Consider the following 21174-nt stretch of genomic DNA (forward strand, 5'->3'; position numbering starts at 1 on the left):
TCAGGCGCCCTTTCCCTTGACCGCTTCCATGCCGACGGATCGCGGGCTGAACGAGGCGAACAGCGCCTGAATATAGGGTCTGAACATGTGTTCGAGCGCGCCGGCGAAAAGGATCACCAGACCCTGGATGATGACAATCATGTCGCGGGTGATCGCCGGCATCTCGAAGGAAAGTTCGGCGCCGCCCTGATAGAGCATGCCAAACAGGATCGCCGCCAGCACGATGCCGATCGGGTGCAGGCGCCCCATCAACGCCACGGCGATGCCGACGAAGCCAGCGCCGGAGACGAAGTCGATCGCGACATTGTGCTGGTCGCCCATCACCGGATTGAGCGCCATCATGCCGGCGAGCGCGCCCGAAATCATCATCGCGGTGATGATGATGCGGGTCTCCGAAATGCCGGCATAGCGGGCCGCCTTCGGGCTGTGGCCGTAGGTGCGCATCTCATAGCCGAGCTTGGTGCGCCAGATCAGCAGCCAGACCACGAAGGCCATGACCAGCGCCAGCAGGAAGCAGATGTTGAGCGGCGCGGAACGGATTTTGGCGCCGAACAGCTCGATGATCCAGTTGAGCTTCGGCAGTTCGGCGCCGGCGAGGAAGTTGCGTGTCTGCGGCGCCTGCGATCCCGCCGGCTTCAACGGTCCGACCAGCAGATAGACCATGACCGAGGCGGCGATGAAGTTGAACATGATGGTGGTGATGACGATGTGCGAGCCGCGCTTGGCTTGCAGATAGGCCGGGATGAGCGCCCACAGCGCCCCTACGGCGGCCGAAGCGACGATGGCCATCGGAAAAGTCAGCCACCAGGGCAGCACGCTGTCGAAGGACAGGCAGACGATGGCGATGCCGAGGCCGGCAATATAGGCCTGTCCCTCGGTGCCGATGTTGAACAGGCCGCAATGGGCAGCCACCGCCACCGAAAGCCCGGTAAAGATGAAGGTGGTGGCATAGAACAGGGTGAAGGCGATGCCCGTTCCCTTGCCGAAGGCGCCTTCGACCAGAATGACGGCGGCGCGGAACGGGTTTTCACCGACCAGCAATACGACGAAGCCGGCGACGATGAAGGCGACCGACAGGTTGATCAGCGGGATCAGTCCGTAATCGGCCCAAGCCGGCAGTTTGGCGTAAGGCGTGCTCATGCGGCGGCCTCCTGCTCGACACCGGCCATCAGCAGGCCGAGTTCGCCCTCGCTCGCGTCGGGACCGCGCTCGCCGACGATGCGGCCGGCAAACATCACCAGGATGCGGTCGGAGAGCGAGCGGATCTCGTCGAGCTCGACCGAGACCACCAGCACGGCCTTGCCCTGGTCGCGCATGGCGATCAGCCGCTTGTGGATGAATTCGATGGCGCCGACATCGACGCCGCGCGTCGGCTGGCCGACGATGAGAACGCCGGGGTCCTGCTCGATCTCCCGCGCCAGCACGATCTTCTGCTGGTTGCCGCCGGAGAAGTTGGCGGTCTTCAGGTGCGGATTGGCGGGACGGATGTCGTATTTCTCGATCTTGTCCCGGGCATCGGCCGTGATGGCGTCGATGTCGAGGAAAGGGCCTTTGAGATAGCGGGGGTCGTCGTGGTAGCCGAGGATGGAATTCTCGTTCTCCTCGAAGGCCAGCACCAGCCCGACGTGGTGGCGGTCTTCGGGCACATGGGCGAGCCCGCGGTCGCGCAATTCTCCGGGATCGGCGGCGCCCGTCAGATCGATCGGCTTACCGTCCAGCATGACCGAGCCCGAGACGGCGCGCCTGATGCCCGAAATCGCCTCGAGCAGTTCGGATTGTCCGTTGCCGGCGACGCCGGCAATGCCGACGATCTCGCCGGCGCGGATGTCGAAGGAGATGTCGTCGACCATGGTGACGCCACGCGAATCCTTGACCGTCAGGTTCTTGACCGCGAGCTTGACGCCGCCCGCCTCCGCCTCGCCCTTCTCGACCCGCAGCAGCACGCGGCGTCCGACCATCAGTTCAGCCAGTTCCTCGACCGTGGTCTTCTTCGTCTCGCGGGTGGCAACCATCGTGCCCTGCCGCATGACCGACACGGTGTCGGTGATGGCCATGATCTCGCGCAGCTTGTGGGTGATCAGCACCACTGTCTTGCCCTGTTCCTTCAGTTGCCTGAGGATGCGGAACAGGTGATCGGCCTCGGCCGGTGTGAGCACGCCGGTCGGCTCATCGAGGATCAGGATCTCGGCGCCGCGATAAAGCGCCTTGAGGATTTCGACTCGCTGCTGCAGGCCGACCGGCAGTTCCTCGATGATCGCGTCGGGATCCACTTCAAGACCGTACTCGCGCTCCAGCCGGTCTAGCTCAGAGCGCGCCTTGGCGATGCTGCTCTTCAAGAGCGCATCGGTTTCGGCACCGAGGATGATGTTTTCCAGCACCGAGAAATTGTCGACCAGCATGAAATGCTGGTGCACCATGCCGATGCCGAGCGCGATCGCGTCATTGGGTGTCTTGATCGATGCCGGTTTGCCGCCGACGCGGATCTCGCCGCTGTCGGCCTGGTAGAAGCCATAGAGGATCGACATCAGCGTCGATTTGCCGGCGCCGTTTTCTCCGACGATGCCGTGGATGGTGCCGCGCGCGATCTCCAGATTGATGTCGCGGTTGGCGCGCACCGCGCCGAAACTCTTGTTGATGCCGATCAGTTCGATTGCGGCTTGCGCCATGCAGCCTGTCCCACTCTTATTTTTTTATCGCTTGGTCAAAATGCCTAGCATGACGCTCCGCCCATGCCAATTGGCCGGCCCAGCGCCCACTCTCGACAAATCCCCGCGCGCTTGTCAATTTCGAACGTGGCCGAAGCTCTCACATTCGCTAATATGGCAAGGTCGATTTGACTTTGCGGAAGACCGGGGACTTTGCATGATCATGCCCGCCGACCGGCTGACGACGCTGGAAATCCGCGCCGCCGAGCAGGAAAAGACCATCGAGGAACTGTCGGGCCAGATCGCCGAGCAATGGCAGGTGATCGAGCGCATGCAACGCAAGCTCGACGCGCTGACCGACCGTTTCCTGGCGCTGGAGGAACAGGCGGCGCCCGACGTGCCGATAACCAAACCGCCGCATTGGTAGGCAGGAGGGGCAGCCGATGGCCAGTGAGAGCGAGCGCGTTGCCCGGGCCGGCGATTACGTGCTTGGCCTGATGAACGACCGCGACCGGGAACGCGCCGAGCGCGACCTGGAAATCGACCCTGCCTTCCGCGATACGGTGATGCGGTTGGCCGAGCGCATGCATGCCTTCGATCGCACGGGGCGGCCCTCGGGCGACGATGCCAGCTGGCGGCTGATCTCGCAACGCATCGCCGAATTGCCGCAAATGCGTCCGGTGGCGATGGACGGGCCAAAACCCACGCCAGTCATCAGCAAACTGCAGCGCCGGCCCTACGGCGTCGGCGTATATGGGCTCGGCGGCGGCCGCGGCGCCGTCATCGCCATCGCGCTGATTGTTGTGTTTGGGCTGGGATATAGTGCCGGGCTGTTATCGGCAGGTGGCGCGCTTTTGCCGTAAGCCGGCGCTATGTCAGACACTATAGCCCGATGGCTGCCACAGCTCGATCGGATTGCCTTCGGGGTCGTGGATCCTGCAGAAACGGCCGACCTCCGAATCCCATTCCGGGCGCGTTTCCACGACGATGCCTGCCGCTTCAAGATCGGCGATCGCCGCATCGATGTCGTCGACGCGGAAATTGATCAGCCATTGCTGGGCGGTGCGACCGAAATAATCGGTATCTTCCCTGAAGGGCGCAATGATGGTCGGGCCGGCTTGCTGTTTCCAGACCGTCCTGGAGAAGTCCGATATGCCGAGATGGGTCTCATACCATGCCGCCAGCGCTTGCGGGTCGCGGGCGCGAAAGAAGAACCCGCCTATACCTGTCACTGTCGCCATTTCGTGTCTCCTCGATCGTTGCCGGCGGCAAGCGACGCCTCAACCGCGGGCAGAAACAAAACCGCCGGGCTTTCACCCGGCGGTTTCGAACTGTCGGTATCTGCCGATCAATACGGGCAGGCGTTGTCAGCCGTATAGTCGTGCACCGTGATCGTGCCGGCGATGATGTCGGCCTTGGCCTTTTCGACGGCGGCCTTCATCTCGTCCGTCACCAGCGCCTTATTGTTGTCGTCCATGGCGTAGTCGACGCCGCCTTCCTTGAGGCCGAGGTTTTGCAGGCCGCCCTTGAAGGTGCCGTTCTTGCCGTCCATGAAGGCGTTGTAGACGGCGACGTCGACACGCTTCATCATCGAGGTCAGCACCTTGCCGGGCTGCAGGCCGTTCTGGTTGGAATCGACGCCGATGCCGAGCTTGCCGGCCTCCGCCGCTGCCTGCAGCACGCCGACACCGGTGCCGCCTGCCGCAGCGTAAACCACGTCGGAGCCCTGGTCGATCTGCGTCTTGGCGATTTCGCCGCCCTTGGCAGGGTCGTTCCACGCTGCCGGCGTGTCGCCGGTCATGTTCTGGATGACGTCGGTCGCACCGGCCGACTTGGCGCCGCCGACATAGCCGCATTCGAACTTGCGGATCAGCGGGATATCCATGCCGCCGACGAAGGAGACCTTCTTCGTCTTCGATGCCATCGCCGCCATAATGCCGACGAGGTAGGATCCTTCATTCTCCTTGAAGACCAGCGAGCGGACATTTGGCATGTCGACGGCGTCGTCGATGATGGCGAAGTTCAGGTCGGGATAATCCTTTGCGACCGCTTTGAGAGCGTCCTCCCAGGCAAAGCCGGCCATGACGATCGGGTTGCGGCCGTCCTCGGCGAAGCGGCGCAGTGCCTGCTCGCGCTGCGAGGCGTTGGACACTTCGAACTCGACATAGGCGACGCCCGTCTCGGTCTTGAATTTTTCGGCGCCGTGATAGGCGGCTTCATTGAAGGATTTGTCGAACTTGCCGCCCAGATCATAGAGGATGGCCGGCTGGACATCCGCGGCGAAAGCCGGAAGAACCATTGCGGTTGCGGCCAGGAGGCCGAGAACGATACGTTTCATGTGATCCACACCCTGTCGGTTATTTTTTCCGTTACGCACCGCCTGTCTGCCCGGTTCTCCGGCAGGCAAACGACGTTAGCCAGGAGTGTATTTCCCCTCCCGCTTGCGGGCAATCTGGCACGGGCCGAAACAAAATTCACGCGGAATTTTGACCTTTTGGAAAAGCGTTCCGCGGGCAGGCCGCCCCGAAGTAGCCTCCTTGCGCGCAAGCCGCCGGGAGGCGGCCGGCAAGGGACGCGATGCCGGCGACTTAATTGGCCGCGAACTGGCTCGTGGGCCGCTGCCGCCGGTAGCCGATGGCGTAAAGCAGGAAGGCGAGCACCGCGAAGACGGCAAAGCCCGGCTGGTTGAGTACCCAGGCGATGGCGCCATCCCACAGCAACGGACCGGCCTTGGCGCGGACATAGGTTTCGAAGGCTGCCCGCGTGTCCGGCGAAACGGCCAGCCAGCTGGCGTTGAGCGGGGTCAGCACAAGGGCCGAGGCCGCCACGGTGCGCGTCGTGTCGAGCACGGCCATGATGACGGAAACCGACAGCGCGACCATGGCCGCAAGGCGAAAGACGAAGCGAAACATCAAGGCTCTCCCCCGGCTCATCCTGGATGCTCACCAGGAGACCTCCGGCACATGTCCCGACGAGAAATAGAATGAGCGCGGCTTGTCTGCAATCGCGATACGCGAATTTGAGGCCGTCGCTTATGCAGCCGGCCTGCGTCCGCGGCGATGAACGAGCCAGACGGCAAGAATGCCGCCGGCAATGGCGCCAATCACCAGGCCGGCCAGTCCGATGAACGCGGCAAAGTAGCCGCAGCCGCCCTCGAAGCAGCTGACCTCGGCGACATCGGCGATCACCGAGCCGGCCAGGAATCCGCCCACGGCGCCGATGACCGCGCCAAACACGATGCCGAGCAGGGCAGCAAGGATGGAGACGAACACCGGCGGCGCTTCGGTCCGCGGCCTGGCATAGACGGCGTCGGCGCCGGAGCCGCGGCGCAGCAGATAGATGCAGAGCAGGCCGATGGCGATTTCGGCGCCGCCGATCAGCAGGCTCCTGGGGGTGAAGACGAAATCGGGCACGGCAAACACATAGGCCTGCCGCGCCAGCACCCAGACGATGGTCGCCACCTGCCAGATGATGAAGTGGCTGGGGAAGCGCGCCGACCGGCCGAAGGCAAGACCGAGCAGGTAAAGCCCCCACAGGATGGTGATGACGTCAACGACCAGCCCGCCAATGAAGAAATAGAAAATCCTGTCCGGCAGGCCTGAACTGCTTGTCAGCCACCAGGCCGTAGCCAGGCCGTAGAGCGACCATGCCATCACGAAGATGAGCCAGCCCACCGGCACATAGGACAGCCCGCTGTCCGGACGTCCTGCTGGCGCCTGTCCGCTGCCCGGCATTCCGCTGCTTGAAGTCATTTCCGGACGATGCCCCCAGCAAAGCCTCCGCATCACTCGACAGGCGGCCCGCGGCGAAGTCAAGCACGGCCGGCCCTACGGGCCCGGCTGTGCACATCATTCGGCGGCGGAACGCGTGTGACGGCGGCCTGACGGAACGGTGTGTGGCCGGCAAAGCGAATAGACTGCCGTTATGGCTTGGCATTCGACGCGGGATCGACTAGATGAGCCCCGCGCCTGTTGCTTTGACGGCTCGGGTGCGAGGGGAAGGTGTTTGCTGGTTGGCGGCACCCACGGCGCGGAAATCGCGTGCCGGCCCCCCTGAAAGGACCGCATTGTCCTCAACCCGCGCGGCGAAACCGGCCGTCGCGAAAAATGCAAGGACGGAGAGGTGGCCGAGTGGTTGAAGGCGCACGCCTGGAAAGTGTGTTTACGGGAGACCGTAACGCGGGTTCGAATCCCGCTCTCTCCGCCAGTATTCCTTCAAACCAGCGGTACTTCGGAAGAGATCGTTCAGGTCGATCACCATTCACGGGAAAGCATCTCCCGGACCGAGGCGAACACTTGTGCCAGCGCCAGACCAAATTGCATAGTCAGTGTGGAGACTCAGTACGCTGCCGCGCAACACGGGTTCGCAAGGATCGTGATCGGACTTTATGACTTTTGGCCCGCTTTTGTGGTCGTCGCGCTGCTGTGGCCACTTGCCGGCCTGCCGCTGTTTCAGCGCGTGGGCTTCGGCGGGAATTCCGCAAGGATCCGGGCAATTGATGGAATGCGTGGGTACCTCGCCCTCGCGGTCGTGCTGCATCACGCCGTCATGTATCATGAATTGCTGACGAACGGCGTATGGGAGCGTCCTCGCTCCGCTTTCTATGATCTGCTGGGGCAGGCGGGGGTGTCGTTTTTCTTCATAATCACCGCCTATCTGTTCTGGGGAAAATTGCTGTCGGCGAAAGGCCCGGTCAATTTTCCGACCCTGTTGCTCAAGCGGGCGTTCCGGATCGGGCCGCTTTACATTCTGGCCGTAGGCCTGGCGATGGGTTTGGAGGTCGTCGACGCCGGAATCGATTATTCGAGCTTCGCGACTTACGAAAGGGCGTTGCTCAATTTTCTGTTTGGCGCCTTCGACTACATTCCGCTCTCCAGTTCGCGCGTCTGTACATTGGCCTGCGTGGCCTGGACCTTGCGCTATGAGTGGTTGTTCTATTTCAGCCTGCCGATCGCGGCCATATTCAGCCGGCATCCGGTTGCCCGCATCGGCTTGCCTGGCATCCTTCTGGTCTTTTCCACCATCGCGTCGGCGAGCGGCGGGAGCGCCGTCTACAGCTATCTGGGGCTCTTTGCGGGCGGAATGTTGTGCGCGACGCTGGAAACAAACGCCTGGTTGCTGAGAGTGCACCGACACGCTTTGTCCGCATTCGGTCTGGCAATGCTGACGTCCCTCTTTGTCAATTATGACACCGCCTACGCGGCGGGGCCGGTGCTCGTTTCCACCGCTGTCTTCTTCCTGATCGTGTCGGGCGCCGATTTCTTCGGCCTTCTGACCGCACTCCGCTCGGTGCGGCTGGGTGAGATCAGCTATGGTATCTACCTGCTGCAGGGTCTGGCTTTCGTGCTGGTGTTCTCCGTCGCGCCCATAAGGGGCTTTGCCCTTGAAAGCGCCGGCCAGTACTGGCTTGTGACATTGATGGTGATGGTGGTGCTGATCGCCATGGCGCTGGCTGCGCACCTCCTCGTCGAAAAGCCCGGCGTGTCGCTAGGCGGTATTTTCGCCACGACCTTGCGCCTTCCGACAAGGGACGAAGCGCAGCCGGCCGCCGCAGCGGGAGCTCAGCCCTGGCTGGTTCCCAATCTTACCGCGCAATCGCCAGATCGGCCGTAGCGCCTGGGCGAGGCCAATCCCGGCGCAACCAATGGCGCTTGGTTCCAGTATCCTCCAGCCGGGGCGGCGCCACTCGATCGGAAACAGCCTGACCAGCGGCCAAGGCTGGCGGACCGGGCATGATGCAGGCTTCCCCGGCCTGATCAGGGCCGCATTTCGCTAAGTCTCGCGCTTGTCGCGGAACCTCCGGCTTCGCGGCGCGTTTCCCGGCGTCTCATCAGCAGATCCCGCCAGGATTTCCCCGAGCACTGCGACCGACCAGGAGCCCGCTTCATGCATGACAAGCTGTTTCATTCGCCGGTGGCGTTGACCGTAGGCCTCGGCTTCAAGCGCGAAATCGCCTCGCTGGCCGAAATGCACGATTTCCTCACCAACTGGACAACCTCGCGCCGTGGTCCGCTCCATCGCCATGCCGTCGAGGCGTGTGGCCTGGCGCTCGAGGGGTGCATCACCAGGGACGAGGCGCGCCATGCGCTCGTCGAATTCGCTGAAGCCACCGGCATTCTCTGGCCGGAGTTCGAGCCGGTCATCGTGGCGCGACCCGTCGCGCGCGGCTATGGCGGCTACGCCGCCTGACCGCCAAGCGCCTGTCGTCGTGGTGGTCAATCCGTACAACCACCACCGAAAGCCCGGCTTGGCCCTCCCGAGCCGGTCTTTCACTTTTGACCTGCTACACGGATGCCGACCCATCCAAAAAGACGCCGCTGCGCGGTTCGCTGGCAGGACCGGATGCCGTCAGTCGCACCAGCCGGATGAGATCACAAGCGATGCCTCGAAGATCTGGCGTCCGCTCTCGTCGCGCACCTTCACGGTAATGGCCGTGCGCTCGTTCTCGATCATCTCGTCGCGAACGATATCGGGCAGGATGAGGATCGCCTCCCGTCGCAGGCGATCGCGCGTCTCGAAGACCTGACCGTGATCGTCCACGGTCAGGCCATCGCCATTGTAAAGGTCGAGAAAGTATCTGGGCATGGTGCGGCCGACCCCCCTAGCTGATGACGTCACCAAGAAAGAACTGACCGTCAATTCGCGGGCTAAGCCGTTGTTCCATCAGGGATGATTTTCCCTGGCAAATAAGCGCCATCTAACAAATGTTAATGCCCGCCGACGCCCGACGACCTAGTGCTTCGGTAACCGCCTCTTGCTTTCGACAGTTGGCGATCGGCTCTGAGCCCTTTCGCTGGAGATAGCGGTGCTGGAATCCCTGTATCTGAATCTCGCCCAGCACGATGCGCTTTCCGATGCCGAAAAGGCACTGCTGGCCGAAGCGATGACGTTCGAGCGGCATTTCGCGACCGGCCAGGATATCGTCGCATCGGGTACACGGCCGACCTATTCGACACTGATCCTCGACGGCCTGGCGGCGCGCTACAAGGTGCTGGAGAATGGCGGCCGGCAGTTCACCTCCCTGCAGGTGCCCGGCGATTTCGTCGACCTCCATGCATTCCTGCTGAAGACCATGGATCACGGCATCGTTGCCATGTCGCCCTGTCATGTCATGTTCGCCGATCACAGCCGGCTTCGCGCCATCACCGAGGAAGCGCCGCATCTTACCCGGCTGCTATGGCTTGACACGCTGGTCGACGGCGCCATCCATCGCGAGTGGATCGTGGCGATGGGCCGCCGCTCGAAGACCGCGCACCTTGCCCATCTCGTCTGTGAGCTTTTCGTGCGACTGCAGGTGGTGCAGCGCACCAACGGCATGAGTTTTCATCTGCCGCTCTCGCAGGCTGAACTCGCCGATGTGCTTGGTCTTTCCGTCGTGCACATGAACCGGGTTATCGGCGCCCTGCGCAAGGTCGGTGTCGTCAACTGGGCAAATCACACGGTGACCATCCTGGACTGGCACCGGCTGCAGGAGATCGCCGAGTTCGATCCGACCTATCTCAGCCTGACGCGAGAGCCGCGCTAAAGCGTATCCGGCAAGCCGCACGGCTCTTCAATGCCGCGCCGCGCCCGAAACCTTTATGAAATTCCTATTTCTTTGCGCCCCGCGCCGCCTCGAACCTTTATGGCGATCGGGTCCATATTCACGTCACAAAGATTTGGACGCCGCCGACGATGGATATGCGGCGGCATTGTCACGGTATTGCGAGCCTTTCTGGGAAAGGCGCAAAGTACAAAGCGCACAAGGAGCAGGCAAAATGGACGTCGTCGTTGTCGGCATAGGGGTTTTGTTTTTCGCTCTGTCGCTCGCCTACGTCAAAGCCTGCGACAGAATTTGAGTGAAAGGATCGAACCATGCTTGTCGACTACATCCTCGGTGGAGGCGTGACCTTGTTCCTGCTCGCTTACCTGACCTACGCCCTCATCCGGCCAGAACGCTTCTGACCAGCGCACGGAAAGCCCCATCATGACCATAAATGGCTGGATACAGATCCTCATTTTCTGCGGGATCCTCGTTTTGCTGGTGAAGCCGCTTGGCGGCTACATGCACCGCGTCTTCAATGGTGATCGCACGCCGCTTTCGCCGGTCTTCGGCCCGCTCGAGCGCGGGCTCTACCGCATTTGCGGAACCAGCGATCGGGAGGAGCAGCACTGGACCACCTATGCGGTGGCACTGCTGCTGTTCAACCTGGCGGGCTTCCTCGGGCTCTATGTCCTGCAGCGCCTGCAAGGCAGCCTGCCTTACAATCCGGCCGGCATGAGCGCGGTCGACCCGGCGCTCGCCTTCAACACCGCCGCCAGCTTCATGACCAACACCAACTGGCAGAACTACGGCGGCGAAAGCACGATGTCCTACCTCGTGCAGATGGCCGGCCTGACGGTGCAGAATTTTGTTTCGGCCGCCACCGGCATCGCCATCGCGATTGCCCTGATCCGCGGCTTTGCCCGTGCTTCCGGGAAATCGATCGGCAATTTCTGGGTCGATATGACGCGTGCCACGCTCTACGTGCTTTTGCCGCTCTGCATCGTGCTCACCCTGGTCTATGTCTGGCTCGGCATGCCGCAGACGCTCGGGCCGTATGTCGACGCGACCACGCTGGAAGGCGCCAAGCAGACCATCGCGCTCGGCCCGGTCGCCTCGCAGGTCGCCATCAAGATGCTCGGCACCAATGGCGGCGGGTTCTTCAACGCCAATGCGGCGCATCCCTTCGAGAACCCCGACGCCATCTCCAACCTGATCCAGATGCTGTCGATCTTCGTCGTCGGCGCCGCCTTGACCAATGTCTTCGGCCGCATGGTCGGCAACCAGCGCCAGGGCTGGGCGATCCTGGCTTCGATGGGCGTGCTGTTCATCGCCGGCGTCGTCGTCTGCTACTGGGCTGAAGCCGCCGGCAATCCCCTGGTCCATGCGCTGGGCATCGACGGCGGCAACATGGAGGGCAAGGAAACCCGTTTCGGCATCGCGCTCTCGGCTTTGTTCGCGGTCATCACCACGGCCGCCTCCTGTGGCGCGGTCAACGCCATGCATGACAGCTTCACCGCGCTCGGCGGCATGATCCCGCTCATCAATATGCAGCTGGGCGAGGTTATCGTCGGCGGCGTCGGCGCCGGTTTCTACGGCATGCTGATGTTCATCCTGATCGCCGTCTTCGTCGCCGGCCTGATGGTCGGCCGCACGCCCGAATATCTGGGCAAGAAGATCGAGGCCAAGGAGGTCAAGATGGCGATGCTGGCTATCCTGTGCCTGCCGCTGGCGATGCTGGTCTTCACGGCCATCGCCGTGGTGCTGCCGAGCGCGGTTGCCTCGATCGCCAATGGCGGGCCGCACGGCTTCTCCGAGATCCTCTACGCCTACACTTCGGCGGCAGCCAATAACGGTTCTGCCTTCGGCGGTCTGAGCGGCAACACACCCTGGTACAACATCACCATCGGCATCGGCATGCTGATGGGCCGCTTCCTGGTCATCATCCCGGCGCTCGCCATTGCCGGCGCGCTGGCGGCGAAGAAGACCGTGCCCGCCTCGGCCGGCACCTTCCCTACCGACGGCCCGCTGTTCGTCGGGCTGCTGGTCGGCGTCATCGTCATCGTCGGCGGCCTGACCTTCTTCCCGGCGCTCGCCGTCGGCCCGATCGTTGAGCACCTGGCGATGATCCATGGACAGACATTCTGAGGCTGCCATGTCTTGGTTCAACAACAAGCGTCGCAATGTCGGGCATCGGACCGACCCGGGGAGGGAGGGACTACCGCCTCCTTTCCCGACCATGTCGACGTTTTTCGGCATCGCCGCCGCCATGATCGCACTGTGGCTGCTGGCCTACGGGCTTCCCCATCTCTTTTCGGCATCCGACCAATCGGCGCCGCACACCAACACTGAAGCCGGAGCTTCAAAATGAGCCAGTCAAAATCCGCGAGCATCATGGATGCCCGCATCCTGTGGCCCGCCATCGGCGGTGCCTTTCGCAAACTCGACCCACGCACGCTGGCCCGCAATCCGGTGATGTTCGTCGTCGCCGTCGTGTCGGCGCTGACATCGGTGCTGTTCGTCAAGGACCTCGTCACCGGCGGCGGCGACCTGCGCTTCACGCTGCAGATCATCATCTGGCTGTGGTTCACGGTGCTGTTCGCCAATTTCGCCGAAGCCGTCGCCGAAGGGCGCGGCAAGGCGCAGGCGGATTCGCTGCGCAAGGCGCGCACCGAAACCCAGGCGAAGCTGCTGGCCGGCGAGGACCGGACCAAATTCAGGCTGGTGCCGGGCACCAGCCTGAAGGTCGGTGACATCGTGCTGGTCGAGGCCGGCGACATCATCCCATCCGACGGTGAGGTGGTGGAAGGCGTAGCCTCGGTCAACGAGGCAGCGATCACGGGCGAGTCCGCGCCGGTGATCCGCGAATCCGGCGGCGACCGTTCGGCGGTCACAGGCGGCACGCAGGTGCTGTCCGACTGGATCCGCGTGCGCATCACGGCTGCGTCCGGACACACTTTCCTGGATCGCATGATCTCGCTGGTCGAAGGTGCCGAGCGCCAGAAGACGCCGAACGAGATCGCGCTCAACATCCTGCTCGTCGGCATGACGCTGATCTTCGTGCTGGCCACCGCGACCATCCCGAGCTTTGCCTCCTACTCGGGCGGTTATATCTCGGTGACCGTGCTCGTCGCGCTGTTCGTGACGCTGATCCCGACCACGATCGGCGCGCTGCTGTCGGCCATCGGTATTGCCGGCATGGACCGCCTGGTGCGCTTCAACGTGCTGGCCATGTCGGGCCGCGCCGTCGAAGCCGCCGGTGACGTCGACACGCTGCTGCTCGACAAGACCGGAACCATCACGCTGGGCAACCGCCAGGCGACGGAATTCCGCCCGGTCAAGGGCGTCAGCGAGCAGGAACTGGCCGATGCCGCCCAGCTTGCATCGCTCGCCGACGAGACGCCGGAAGGCCGCTCGATCGTGGTTCTGGCCAAGGAGAAATACGCCATCCGCGCCCGCGACATGGCGACGTTGCACGCCACTTTCGTGCCGTTCACCGCGCAGACCCGCATGAGCGGCGTCGACATAGACGGTTCCTCGGTGCGCAAGGGCGCGGTCGATTCGATCCTGACCTATGTCAGCCAGCCGACATCGGCCGCGCATGGCACACGGCCGGGTAGCGACACCGTGCGCGATTTGCAGGCGATCGCCGACGAGGTCGCCAAATCGGGCGGTACGCCGCTGGCGGTCGAAAGGGATGGGCGGCTGCTCGGCGTCATCCACCTGAAGGACATCGTCAAGGGCGGCATCCGCGAACGCTTCGCCGAGTTGCGCAGCATGGGCATCCGCACGGTGATGATCACCGGCGACAATCCGATGACGGCGGCTGCCATCGCGGCGGAAGCCGGCGTCGACGACTTCCTCGCCCAGGCCACGCCCGAGGACAAGCTGAAGCTGATCCGCGACGAGCAGGCCAAGGGCAAGCTGGTCGCCATGTGCGGCGACGGCACCAACGACGCGCCGGCACTCGCCCAGGCCGATGTCGGCGTGGCCATGAACACCGGCACCGTCGCCGCCCGCGAGGCCGGCAATATGGTCGATCTCGACAGCGATCCGACCAAGCTGATCGAGATCGTCGAGATCGGCAAGGCGCTCCTGATGACACGCGGTTCGCTGACGACATTCTCCATCGCCAATGACGTGGCCAAGTACTTCGCCATCATCCCGGCGATGTTCGCCGTCTTCTACGTCGCGCCCGGCCAGACCACCGGCCCCTTGCAGGCGCTCAACATCATGCACCTGGCGACACCGCAGAGCGCCATCCTGTCGGCCATCATCTTCAACGCGCTGATCATCATCGCGCTGATCCCGCTGTCGCTGCGCGGCGTGAAATACCGGGCGATCGGCGCCGGTGCGCTGCTCAGCCGCAACCTTCTCGTCTACGGCCTCGGCGGCATCATCGTGCCGTTCGTCGGCATCAAGATTATCGACATGGCCGTCACGGCCCTCGGCCTTGCATAAGGATCATTGCGATGCTCAAGCAAATCAGACCCGCGATCATCATGATCGTCTTCTTCACCGTGTTGACCGGGCTCGTCTATCCCATCGGCATGACCGGCATCGCGCAGGCGCTGTTCCCGCGCCAGGCCAATGGCAGCCTGATCGAGAAGGACGGCAAGGTGATCGGTTCCGAACTGATCGGCCAGGCCTTCGCCAGCGACAGATATTTCCATGGCAGGCTTTCGGCGGCCGGCAACGGCTACGATGCCGGCGCCTCCGGCGGTGCCAATCTCGGCCCGACCAACCCGAAGCTCATCGAGCGCATCAAAGGCGATGCAGAAAAGCTGAAGGCGGAGAATCCGAACGCGCCGGTGCCGATGGACCTGGTGACGACATCGGGCAGCGGTCTTGACCCGCACATCAGCCCGGATGCCGCCTATTTCCAGGTTCCGCGCGTGGCGAAGGCCCGGGGCGTCGACGAAGCCAAGGTCAAGGCGCTCGTCGACAGCCAGATCGAGGACCGGGAATTGGCCGTGCTCGGCGAGCCGGTGGTCAATGTTCTGGCGCTCAACCTGGCGCTGGATGCCGCGAAATAGTTGATGGCCGGCGCCGGGGATCGACACCGTCCCCGGCGCCATTCATGATCGGACCCGATGCCGGACGACAGAAGCAACGTCGAACACAGACCCTCCCCCGATGCGCTGCTCGAGCATGCCGAGCGGGAAGGGCGCGGCCGTCTGCGCATATTCCTCGGCGCGGCGCCTGGCGTCGGCAAGACTTACGAGATGCTGATGTCGGGCCGTGCCAGGCTGGCCGACGGCGTCGACGTGGTGATCGGCGTGGTCGAGACGCATGGCCGCAAGGAAACCCAGGCCCTGGTCGAGGGTTACGAAGTCATTGCCCGCCGCAAGGTCGACTACAAGGGACGTGTCCTCGACGAGATGGACATCGACGCCATCCTTGCCCGGCGTCCGGCGCTGGTCCTGGTCGACGAACTCGCCCACACCAACGCGCCCGGCAGCCGCCACCCCAAGCGCTATCTCGATGTCCAGGAGATCCTGGCGCGGGGCATAGATGTCTATACGACGCTCAACATCCAGCATGTCGAAAGCCTCAACGACGTCGTCGCCCAGATCACCCGGGTCAGGGTGCGCGAGACGGTTCCCGATTCCATCATCGACCAGGCCGATGATGTCGAAATAATCGACCTGACACCCGACGACCTGATCAAGCGGCTGGAGGAGGGGAAGGTCTATTTCCCCAACACGGCGCAGCGTGCGGTGGAGAACTATTTTTCGCCAGGCAATCTGACGGCGTTGCGGGAACTGGCGCTGCGCCGCACCGCCCAGCGCGTCGACGAGCAGTTGCTCAACCACATGCAGTCCCACGCCATCCAGGGTCCCTGGGCGGCGGGCGAAAGGGTGCTCGTCTGCGTCGACGCGCGTCCGGGCGGGGCGGCCCGCATCCGCTACGCGCGCCGGCTGGCCGACAGACTTCGTGCACCATGGACGGCGCTTCATGTCGACACACCGCGCTCGGCCGGCATGTCCGAGGACGACAAGGACCGGCTCGCCACCCTCCTTCGCCTCGCCGAGCAGCTCGGTGCGGAGGTCACGACCATCCCGGGCCAGAACGTCGCGCAGGATATTGTACGCCATGCGACAGCGAACAATTTCACGCACATCGTGGTCGGCCGGCCGACCCGGTCGCGCTGGCGCGAACTGATCGAGGGATCGCTCACCTACGATCTGATCCGCAATGCCGGCGACATCAGCGTCCATGTCATTTCCGGAACCGAGCGCGTCACCGACGCGCCCTCGAGAGCTGTCAAAGCCGCGACCGAGCGCAGGCCGTTTCAGATCTGGCCCTATCTGTTCGCCACCGGCTATGTCGCGGGCTCCCTGGCGGTCAGCACAGCCCTCGACCAGTTTCTCGACGTGCGCAATCTGGCGATCGTCTTCCTGCTCGCCGTGCTGACATCAGCGGTGGCCGGCGGTCTCTGGCCGGCGCTATACGCCTGTTTCCTCAGTGTCCTTGCCTTCAACTATTTTTTCCTCGAACCGCGCTACACGCTGACCATCCGCGATCCCGAGAGCATCGTCGCGATTGCCGTCTTCGTCGCCGTTGCCGTCATCGCCAGCAATCTTACGGCCCGCGTGCAGCGCCAGGCGGCGGCCGCCCGCTCGCGGGCGCGGGCCACCGAGGATATCTATCTGTTCTCCAAGAAGCTCGCCGGCGCCGGCACGCTCGACGACGTTCTCTGGGCCACCGCTTTCCAGATCGCGTCGATGCTGAAATTGCGCGTCGTGCTGCTTTTGCCGGAAGATGGCACCATCACCGTCAAGGCCGGCTATCCGCCCGACGACACGCTGGCGGAGGCCGACATCGCCGCCGCTCGCTGGGCCTGGGAGCACAATCGTGCCGCCGGACGCGGCGCCGACACGCTGCCTGGCGCCAAACGCCTCTATCTGCCCCTGCGGACGGGGCGGACCGCGATCGGTGTCGTCGGTCTCGACAATGACAAGCAGGGCCCGCTGCTGACGCCCGAACAGCAGCGCCTGCTCGACGCGCTGGCCGATCAGGCGGCGGTGGCGATCGAACGCATCCAGCTCGTCGCCGATGTCGACCGCGCCAAACTCGCCGCCGAAGCAGACCGGCTGCGCTCGGCGTTGCTGACCTCGATTTCGCACGATCTGAAAACGCCGCTGGCGGCCATCATGGGGGCGGCCGGCACGCTCAAGGAATTCGCGCCCGCGCTCCCCGAGCCGGACAGGGCCGAGCTTCTGTCGACGGTGATCGACGAATCGGAGCGGCTGAACCGTTTCATCGCCAATCTGCTCGACATGACCAAGATCGAATCCGGCGCGATGGAGCCGAACTATGCCCTCCACTACGCCGGCGACATCGTCGGAACGGCGCTCGAGCGCGCGCGCAAGATCACCAGCGAGCACAAGATCGAGGTCGATATTCCGTCCGACCTGCCGATGCTGAGGCTCGATCCCGTGTTGTTCGAGCAGGTTCTGTTCAACCTCCTCGACAACGCCTCGAAATATTCGCCGCCCGGGTCCACGATCCGCATCCAGGCCTGGGCCGACAATGGCTCCGTCACCCTGCAGATCATGGACGAGGGGCCGGGCATTCCGGCGCACGACCTGGAGCGCGTGTTCGACACCTTCTACCGGGTGCGCAAGGGCGATCAGGTGCGTGCCGGCACCGGGCTCGGCCTGTCGATCTGCCGTGGCTTCGTCGAGGCGATGGGCGGCGCGATCGCGGCCGCAAACCGGAGCGACTGTCCCGGTGCCATCTTCACCATCAGGATGCCGGTGCCGGCGGAATTGCCCGATGTCGGCGATCGCGGCAGCGAGCCCGGCAAGGATCAGCCGCGATGACCAATTCGAATGTCAGGATCCTGGTTGTCGATGACGAGCCGCCGATCCGCAAGCTGCTGCGGGTCGGCCTTGCCAGCCAGGGCTATGCGATCAGCGAGGCGCCGAACGCCAGGACGGCGATCGAGCTGATGGACCAGGAGAAGCCCGACCTCGTGCTGCTCGATCTCGGCCTGCCCGGCATGGGCGGCCATGAGCTCTTGCGCAAATGGCGTGACGACGGCCTCGACGTGCCGGTGGTCATTCTGTCCAGCCGCACCGACGAAGCCGGCATCGTCAGCGCGCTCGAGCTCGGCGCGGACGACTATGTCACCAAGCCCTTCGGCATGAACGAACTGGTGGCGCGCATCCGCGTGGCGCTGCGGCACAAATTCCAGCAGCAAGGCGAGAAGCCGGTTTTCCAGACCGGCGAACTCAGCGTCGATCTGGTCAAGCGCATCGTCAAGGTCGACGGCAAGGAGGTGAAGCTCTCGCCGAAAGAGTACGACATATTGCGCATCCTGGTGCAGCACGCGGGCAAGGTGCTGACCCACCACTTTATCCTCAAGCAGATCTGGGACGATTCGACCGACGTGCAGTATCTCAGGGTCTATGTCCGCCAGCTGCGCCAGAAGATCGAGAAGACCCCCGACCAGCCGCGCTATATCACCACCGAAACCGGTGTCGGCTACCGCCTGCGGGTCGAGTGAAAAAGCCCAGGGATGGAAATCCGCCTCAGCCGAGGGCTTCGAGCGGCCGGTTCGCCGCCGCCGAAGTTCGCAAGGCGGCGAGACAGCCGAGCATGCCGAGCGGTACGAAAGCGAGGAACAGCCAGCTTGCGACGCTCGCGGCCGCGTCATGGTTCAGGCCTTGCGAAAAGCCGCTGGCATTGGCGACGATGCCGGCAAGGGCGGCACCCACGGCGTAGCCGATGCGCTGCATGGTCGGCACCGCGGCCGAGGCGATGGTCTGCTCGTCATCCGGCGCGGAGGCGACGATGACGCGGGTCACGAACGGCCAGGCGATGCCGAAACCGCCGCCCTGCAGGAGGGCGCAGACCAGGATCAGCGGGATCGAGCCCAGCGGTATCGTGTAGGCAAAGCCGGCGATGCCTGCGGCGATCATCAATGCGCCGCTGACGATGATCAGGCGCTCGCGTTGCGGCGGCGCATTGGCGACGAGGATCGAGAGGATCGACCAGGCGATCGATTCGGCGGCGATGATATAGCCCGTGGTCAGCAGCGGAATGTCATGCAGGCTGGTCAGGAGCAGAGGCCCATAGACGCCGAAGGAGCAGGTCGCCACCGAAAACGCCGCCACCATTGTCATGCCGGCGCCGACCGGCGTGCGCCAGGAGAACAGCCTTGCCGGGAACAGGCGGGAGCGCGGTTTCAGCGCGTCGACGTAGAAAAACAGCGCGAGACCGGCGAGGCCCAGCACGATCAGAAGCGAGGATCGCAGCAGGGCGATGTCGACGCCGGCCGAGGCGATCAGAACCACCGCGACGGCAAGGCAGGCCAGCGCGATGAACGGGAAGGGCGGTGCTTTGCCGGCACCGGTACTGGGCCTTGTCGCCTCCGGCGTGTCGAGCACGAGGAAGCTGGCCAGCGCCATGGCGGTGCCGCCAAAGGTGAAGACCCCGAAGGCCCAGCGCCATGACAAAAGCTCGGTCATGATCGCGCCGAGCAACGGGCCGCTGAATGCAGCCACGCCCCAGATCGCCGACATGATGCCGAAAAGCTGCGGCCAGATGGCGCGTGAAAACAGCCGTTCGACCGAGACGAAGGCCAGCGACACCAGCGCGCCGCCGCCAAGCCCCTCGATCAGCCGGCCGGCCAGGAACAATTGCATGGAAGGCGCGGTGGCGCAGATCAGCGCGCCGGCGGCGTAGAGCAGGGCCGCGACCACCATGTTGGTTCGCAGCGCCACATAGCTCACCAGCCGTCCGGCCGCCGCACCGGCGACGATGGCGCCAAGTTCGTAGATGGCCAGCGACCAGCCAACGAGTTGTACGCCGGCCAGTTCACCGACCATGGCCGGCATGACGGTCGCCACCATCGTCTCATTGGTGGCGTGCAGCAGGATGCCGAGGCTGATGAAGCAGAATCGCGCCAGGTCGCCGGTCGCCCACAATGCCCGCCAGTCGACCCTGTTCGTGCCGGTTTTCGTCATGTCCATCTCCGCCTTTGCATATCGCGATGGCGGCGCATGGCACCAGAAGCCAATACAGGGAATCCGGCAGGACCATGCGCGCTGTTTCAGTCGGACAGGCTGGTAAGACCTCAAGCGCGGTTGAGCTCAAGCGAAATCTTCGAGATGCTCCGGCTGACTGCGGAAGATATCAGTTCTCGGTGCTGCGTAGCTGGAACTGGCTGACGCCGATGGCGAGGTTGATGCCGGTCTGGGTCTGCACGCTGAGCGGCTGAAGGGTGAAGGCCTGCGACGAGCCGCCGACCAGAAGATTGGCGCCAGCGCCGACGGCGGCGGTCACTTCGGCGCTGGCGCCGATATAGTCACCCGCCAACGCACCCGGCGCATAGATGTTCTTCAACGGCGTCAGCACCAGCCAGCGCATCACCGCCTGCCTGGTGGTGCCGATGTCGAGGCCGTATTTGTTGATGGCGCCAAAATAGGCTTCAGGCGCGAAGGTCTTGTCGGCCGGGGTGAAGGTGCAACTCAGATCCTTGCTCGAACCGAAGATGAAACCGGTTCCGCCCGATATGGCGCATTCAAGCGTACCGAGTTCCACGCCCTGGTCTTGTGCTCGTGCCGTGCCGGCAAGCACGGTTGCGATCACCGCAGCGGCAATGACTGTCCTCGGCATGGCATCCCCCCAAATCAAAACGGCGCGGAACCATCCTACCGGGTTCCGCGCCGCGGAGTGAAGGGCCTGGTCGAGGCTCCAATCCGCTTATTTGAGCGAGTGGATCAATTCCAGCGACGTCACGGCCACGGCGAGATTGACGCCGGTCTGTGCCTGGACGCTGAGCGGCTCCAGCATGAAGGCGCTGTCGAAGCCGCCGACCAGCAGGTTGGCGCCGCCGCCGGTGACGACGCTCGCCTCGGCATTGACGCCGTAGTAGCTGCCGGCGAGGTCGCCTGCGTCACGGTCGCGGGTCGCCGCGAAAACGGCCCAGACGAGCTGGCCCTGATGCGTCTGGCCAAGATCGACGCCAAGCTTGGAAATGACGCCGGTGTAGAT

Annotated in this window: 22 protein-coding genes and 1 tRNA gene; 13 read left to right on the forward strand and 10 right to left on the reverse strand. The window is 63.9% G+C overall.

Features of this window, described 5'->3' with window-relative positions:
• Positions 1-1140 (reverse strand): ABC transporter permease, encoded by a 1140-nt coding sequence (locus tag FJ967_RS32470; protein WP_140736397.1) that lies wholly within the window; start codon positions 1138-1140, stop codon positions 1-3.
• Positions 1137-2666 carry an ABC transporter ATP-binding protein gene (locus FJ967_RS32475; RefSeq protein ID WP_140736398.1) on the reverse strand — a complete coding sequence of 510 codons (1530 nt, stop codon included), beginning with the start codon at positions 2664-2666 and terminating at the stop codon, positions 1137-1139. The genes FJ967_RS32470 and FJ967_RS32475 overlap by 4 nt, the downstream gene beginning before the upstream one ends.
• Before the next feature lie 199 nt (positions 2667-2865).
• Between FJ967_RS32475 and FJ967_RS32480 the strand changes: the two genes are divergently transcribed.
• Together FJ967_RS32480 and FJ967_RS32485 are read left to right on the forward strand one after the other, a co-directional pair.
• Positions 2866-3072 (forward strand): SlyX family protein, encoded by a 207-nt coding sequence (locus FJ967_RS32480; protein ID WP_181176223.1) that lies wholly within the window; start codon positions 2866-2868, stop codon positions 3070-3072.
• Positions 3073-3088: 16 nt separating this feature from the next.
• A complete protein-coding gene (locus FJ967_RS32485) occupies positions 3089-3508 on the forward strand; it encodes a hypothetical protein (RefSeq protein WP_140736400.1) in 420 nt (139 codons plus the stop codon).
• A 12-nt stretch (positions 3509-3520) separates the two neighbouring features.
• On the opposite strand, the gene FJ967_RS32490 is transcribed toward FJ967_RS32485, so the two are convergent.
• The 4 genes from FJ967_RS32490 to FJ967_RS32505 all read right to left on the reverse strand — a co-directional run bounded on the left by FJ967_RS32490 (position 3521) and on the right by FJ967_RS32505 (position 6397).
• Complete coding sequence (locus FJ967_RS32490) at positions 3521-3886, reverse strand: VOC family protein (protein WP_140736401.1); 366 nt, start codon at positions 3884-3886, stop codon at positions 3521-3523.
• A gap of 107 nt (positions 3887-3993) precedes the next feature.
• Positions 3994-4983, reverse strand: coding sequence for a BMP family ABC transporter substrate-binding protein (locus FJ967_RS32495; RefSeq protein WP_140736402.1), 990 nt, complete (start codon positions 4981-4983; stop codon positions 3994-3996).
• A 250-nt stretch (positions 4984-5233) separates the two neighbouring features.
• Positions 5234-5557 carry a hypothetical protein gene (locus FJ967_RS32500; protein WP_140736403.1) on the reverse strand — a complete coding sequence of 108 codons (324 nt, stop codon included), beginning with the start codon at positions 5555-5557 and terminating at the stop codon, positions 5234-5236.
• Between the two features lie 120 nt (positions 5558-5677).
• On the reverse strand, positions 5678-6397 hold the full coding sequence (locus FJ967_RS32505) for a DUF2569 domain-containing protein (protein ID WP_246675478.1): 720 nt from the start codon (positions 6395-6397) through the stop codon (positions 5678-5680).
• 364 nt (positions 6398-6761) lie between these two features.
• Here FJ967_RS32505 and FJ967_RS32510 point away from each other — a divergent pair.
• The 3 genes from FJ967_RS32510 to FJ967_RS32520 all read left to right on the forward strand — a co-directional run bounded on the left by FJ967_RS32510 (position 6762) and on the right by FJ967_RS32520 (position 8834).
• Positions 6762-6851: transfer RNA gene (locus FJ967_RS32510), tRNA-Ser, on the forward strand.
• 168 nt (positions 6852-7019) lie between these two features.
• Complete coding sequence (locus tag FJ967_RS32515) at positions 7020-8258, forward strand: acyltransferase (protein ID WP_246675479.1); 1239 nt, start codon at positions 7020-7022, stop codon at positions 8256-8258.
• A gap of 273 nt (positions 8259-8531) precedes the next feature.
• On the forward strand, positions 8532-8834 hold the full coding sequence (locus FJ967_RS32520; RefSeq protein ID WP_140736404.1) for a DUF982 domain-containing protein: 303 nt from the start codon (positions 8532-8534) through the stop codon (positions 8832-8834).
• 159 nt (positions 8835-8993) lie between these two features.
• On the opposite strand, the gene FJ967_RS32525 is transcribed toward FJ967_RS32520, so the two are convergent.
• A complete protein-coding gene (locus tag FJ967_RS32525) occupies positions 8994-9230 on the reverse strand; it encodes a hypothetical protein (protein ID WP_140736405.1) in 237 nt (78 codons plus the stop codon).
• A 220-nt stretch (positions 9231-9450) separates the two neighbouring features.
• On the opposite strand from FJ967_RS32525, the gene FJ967_RS32530 reads away from it, so the two are divergent.
• From FJ967_RS32530 to FJ967_RS32570, 8 genes are all read left to right on the forward strand, one after another.
• Entirely contained in the window at positions 9451-10170 is a 720-nt protein-coding gene (locus FJ967_RS32530; RefSeq protein WP_140736406.1) for a Crp/Fnr family transcriptional regulator, read from the forward strand.
• Positions 10171-10499: 329 nt separating this feature from the next.
• Positions 10500-10589: a K(+)-transporting ATPase subunit F gene (kdpF, locus tag FJ967_RS32540; RefSeq protein ID WP_015315765.1), complete on the forward strand. Its 90-nt coding sequence runs from the start codon at positions 10500-10502 to the stop codon at positions 10587-10589.
• Between the two features lie 22 nt (positions 10590-10611).
• A complete protein-coding gene (kdpA, locus tag FJ967_RS32545; protein ID WP_140736408.1) occupies positions 10612-12315 on the forward strand; it encodes a potassium-transporting ATPase subunit KdpA in 1704 nt (567 codons plus the stop codon).
• A gap of 7 nt (positions 12316-12322) precedes the next feature.
• On the forward strand, positions 12323-12538 hold the full coding sequence (locus FJ967_RS32550) for a hypothetical protein (RefSeq protein ID WP_140736409.1): 216 nt from the start codon (positions 12323-12325) through the stop codon (positions 12536-12538).
• The gene (gene kdpB / locus FJ967_RS32555; protein ID WP_140736410.1) at positions 12535-14628 is read left to right on the forward strand and encodes a potassium-transporting ATPase subunit KdpB; all 2094 of its coding nucleotides are present in this window, start codon (positions 12535-12537) and stop codon (positions 14626-14628) included. The genes FJ967_RS32550 and kdpB overlap by 4 nt, the downstream gene beginning before the upstream one ends.
• Positions 14629-14639: 11 nt before the next feature.
• A complete protein-coding gene (kdpC, locus tag FJ967_RS32560; protein ID WP_140736411.1) occupies positions 14640-15203 on the forward strand; it encodes a potassium-transporting ATPase subunit KdpC in 564 nt (187 codons plus the stop codon).
• Between the two features lie 57 nt (positions 15204-15260).
• Entirely contained in the window at positions 15261-17996 is a 2736-nt protein-coding gene (locus FJ967_RS32565; RefSeq protein WP_140736412.1) for a sensor histidine kinase KdpD, read from the forward strand.
• On the forward strand, positions 17993-18682 hold the full coding sequence (locus FJ967_RS32570) for a response regulator transcription factor (protein ID WP_140736413.1): 690 nt from the start codon (positions 17993-17995) through the stop codon (positions 18680-18682). The genes FJ967_RS32565 and FJ967_RS32570 overlap by 4 nt, the downstream gene beginning before the upstream one ends.
• 25 nt (positions 18683-18707) lie before the next feature.
• Here FJ967_RS32570 and FJ967_RS32575 read toward each other — a convergent pair whose 3' ends face one another.
• From FJ967_RS32575 to FJ967_RS32585, 3 genes are all read right to left on the reverse strand, one after another.
• Positions 18708-20144, reverse strand: coding sequence for an MFS transporter (locus tag FJ967_RS32575; RefSeq protein ID WP_140736414.1), 1437 nt, complete (start codon positions 20142-20144; stop codon positions 18708-18710).
• A gap of 169 nt (positions 20145-20313) precedes the next feature.
• Positions 20314-20796, reverse strand: coding sequence for a DUF992 domain-containing protein (locus FJ967_RS32580; protein ID WP_140736415.1), 483 nt, complete (start codon positions 20794-20796; stop codon positions 20314-20316).
• An 87-nt stretch (positions 20797-20883) separates the two neighbouring features.
• Positions 20884-21174: DUF992 domain-containing protein (locus FJ967_RS32585; protein ID WP_140736416.1), on the reverse strand; the 291-nt coding region annotated here is incomplete at its 5' end.

This window comes from Mesorhizobium sp. B2-3-4 (assembly GCF_006442315.1).
Lineage (GTDB): Bacteria > Pseudomonadota > Alphaproteobacteria > Rhizobiales > Rhizobiaceae > Mesorhizobium.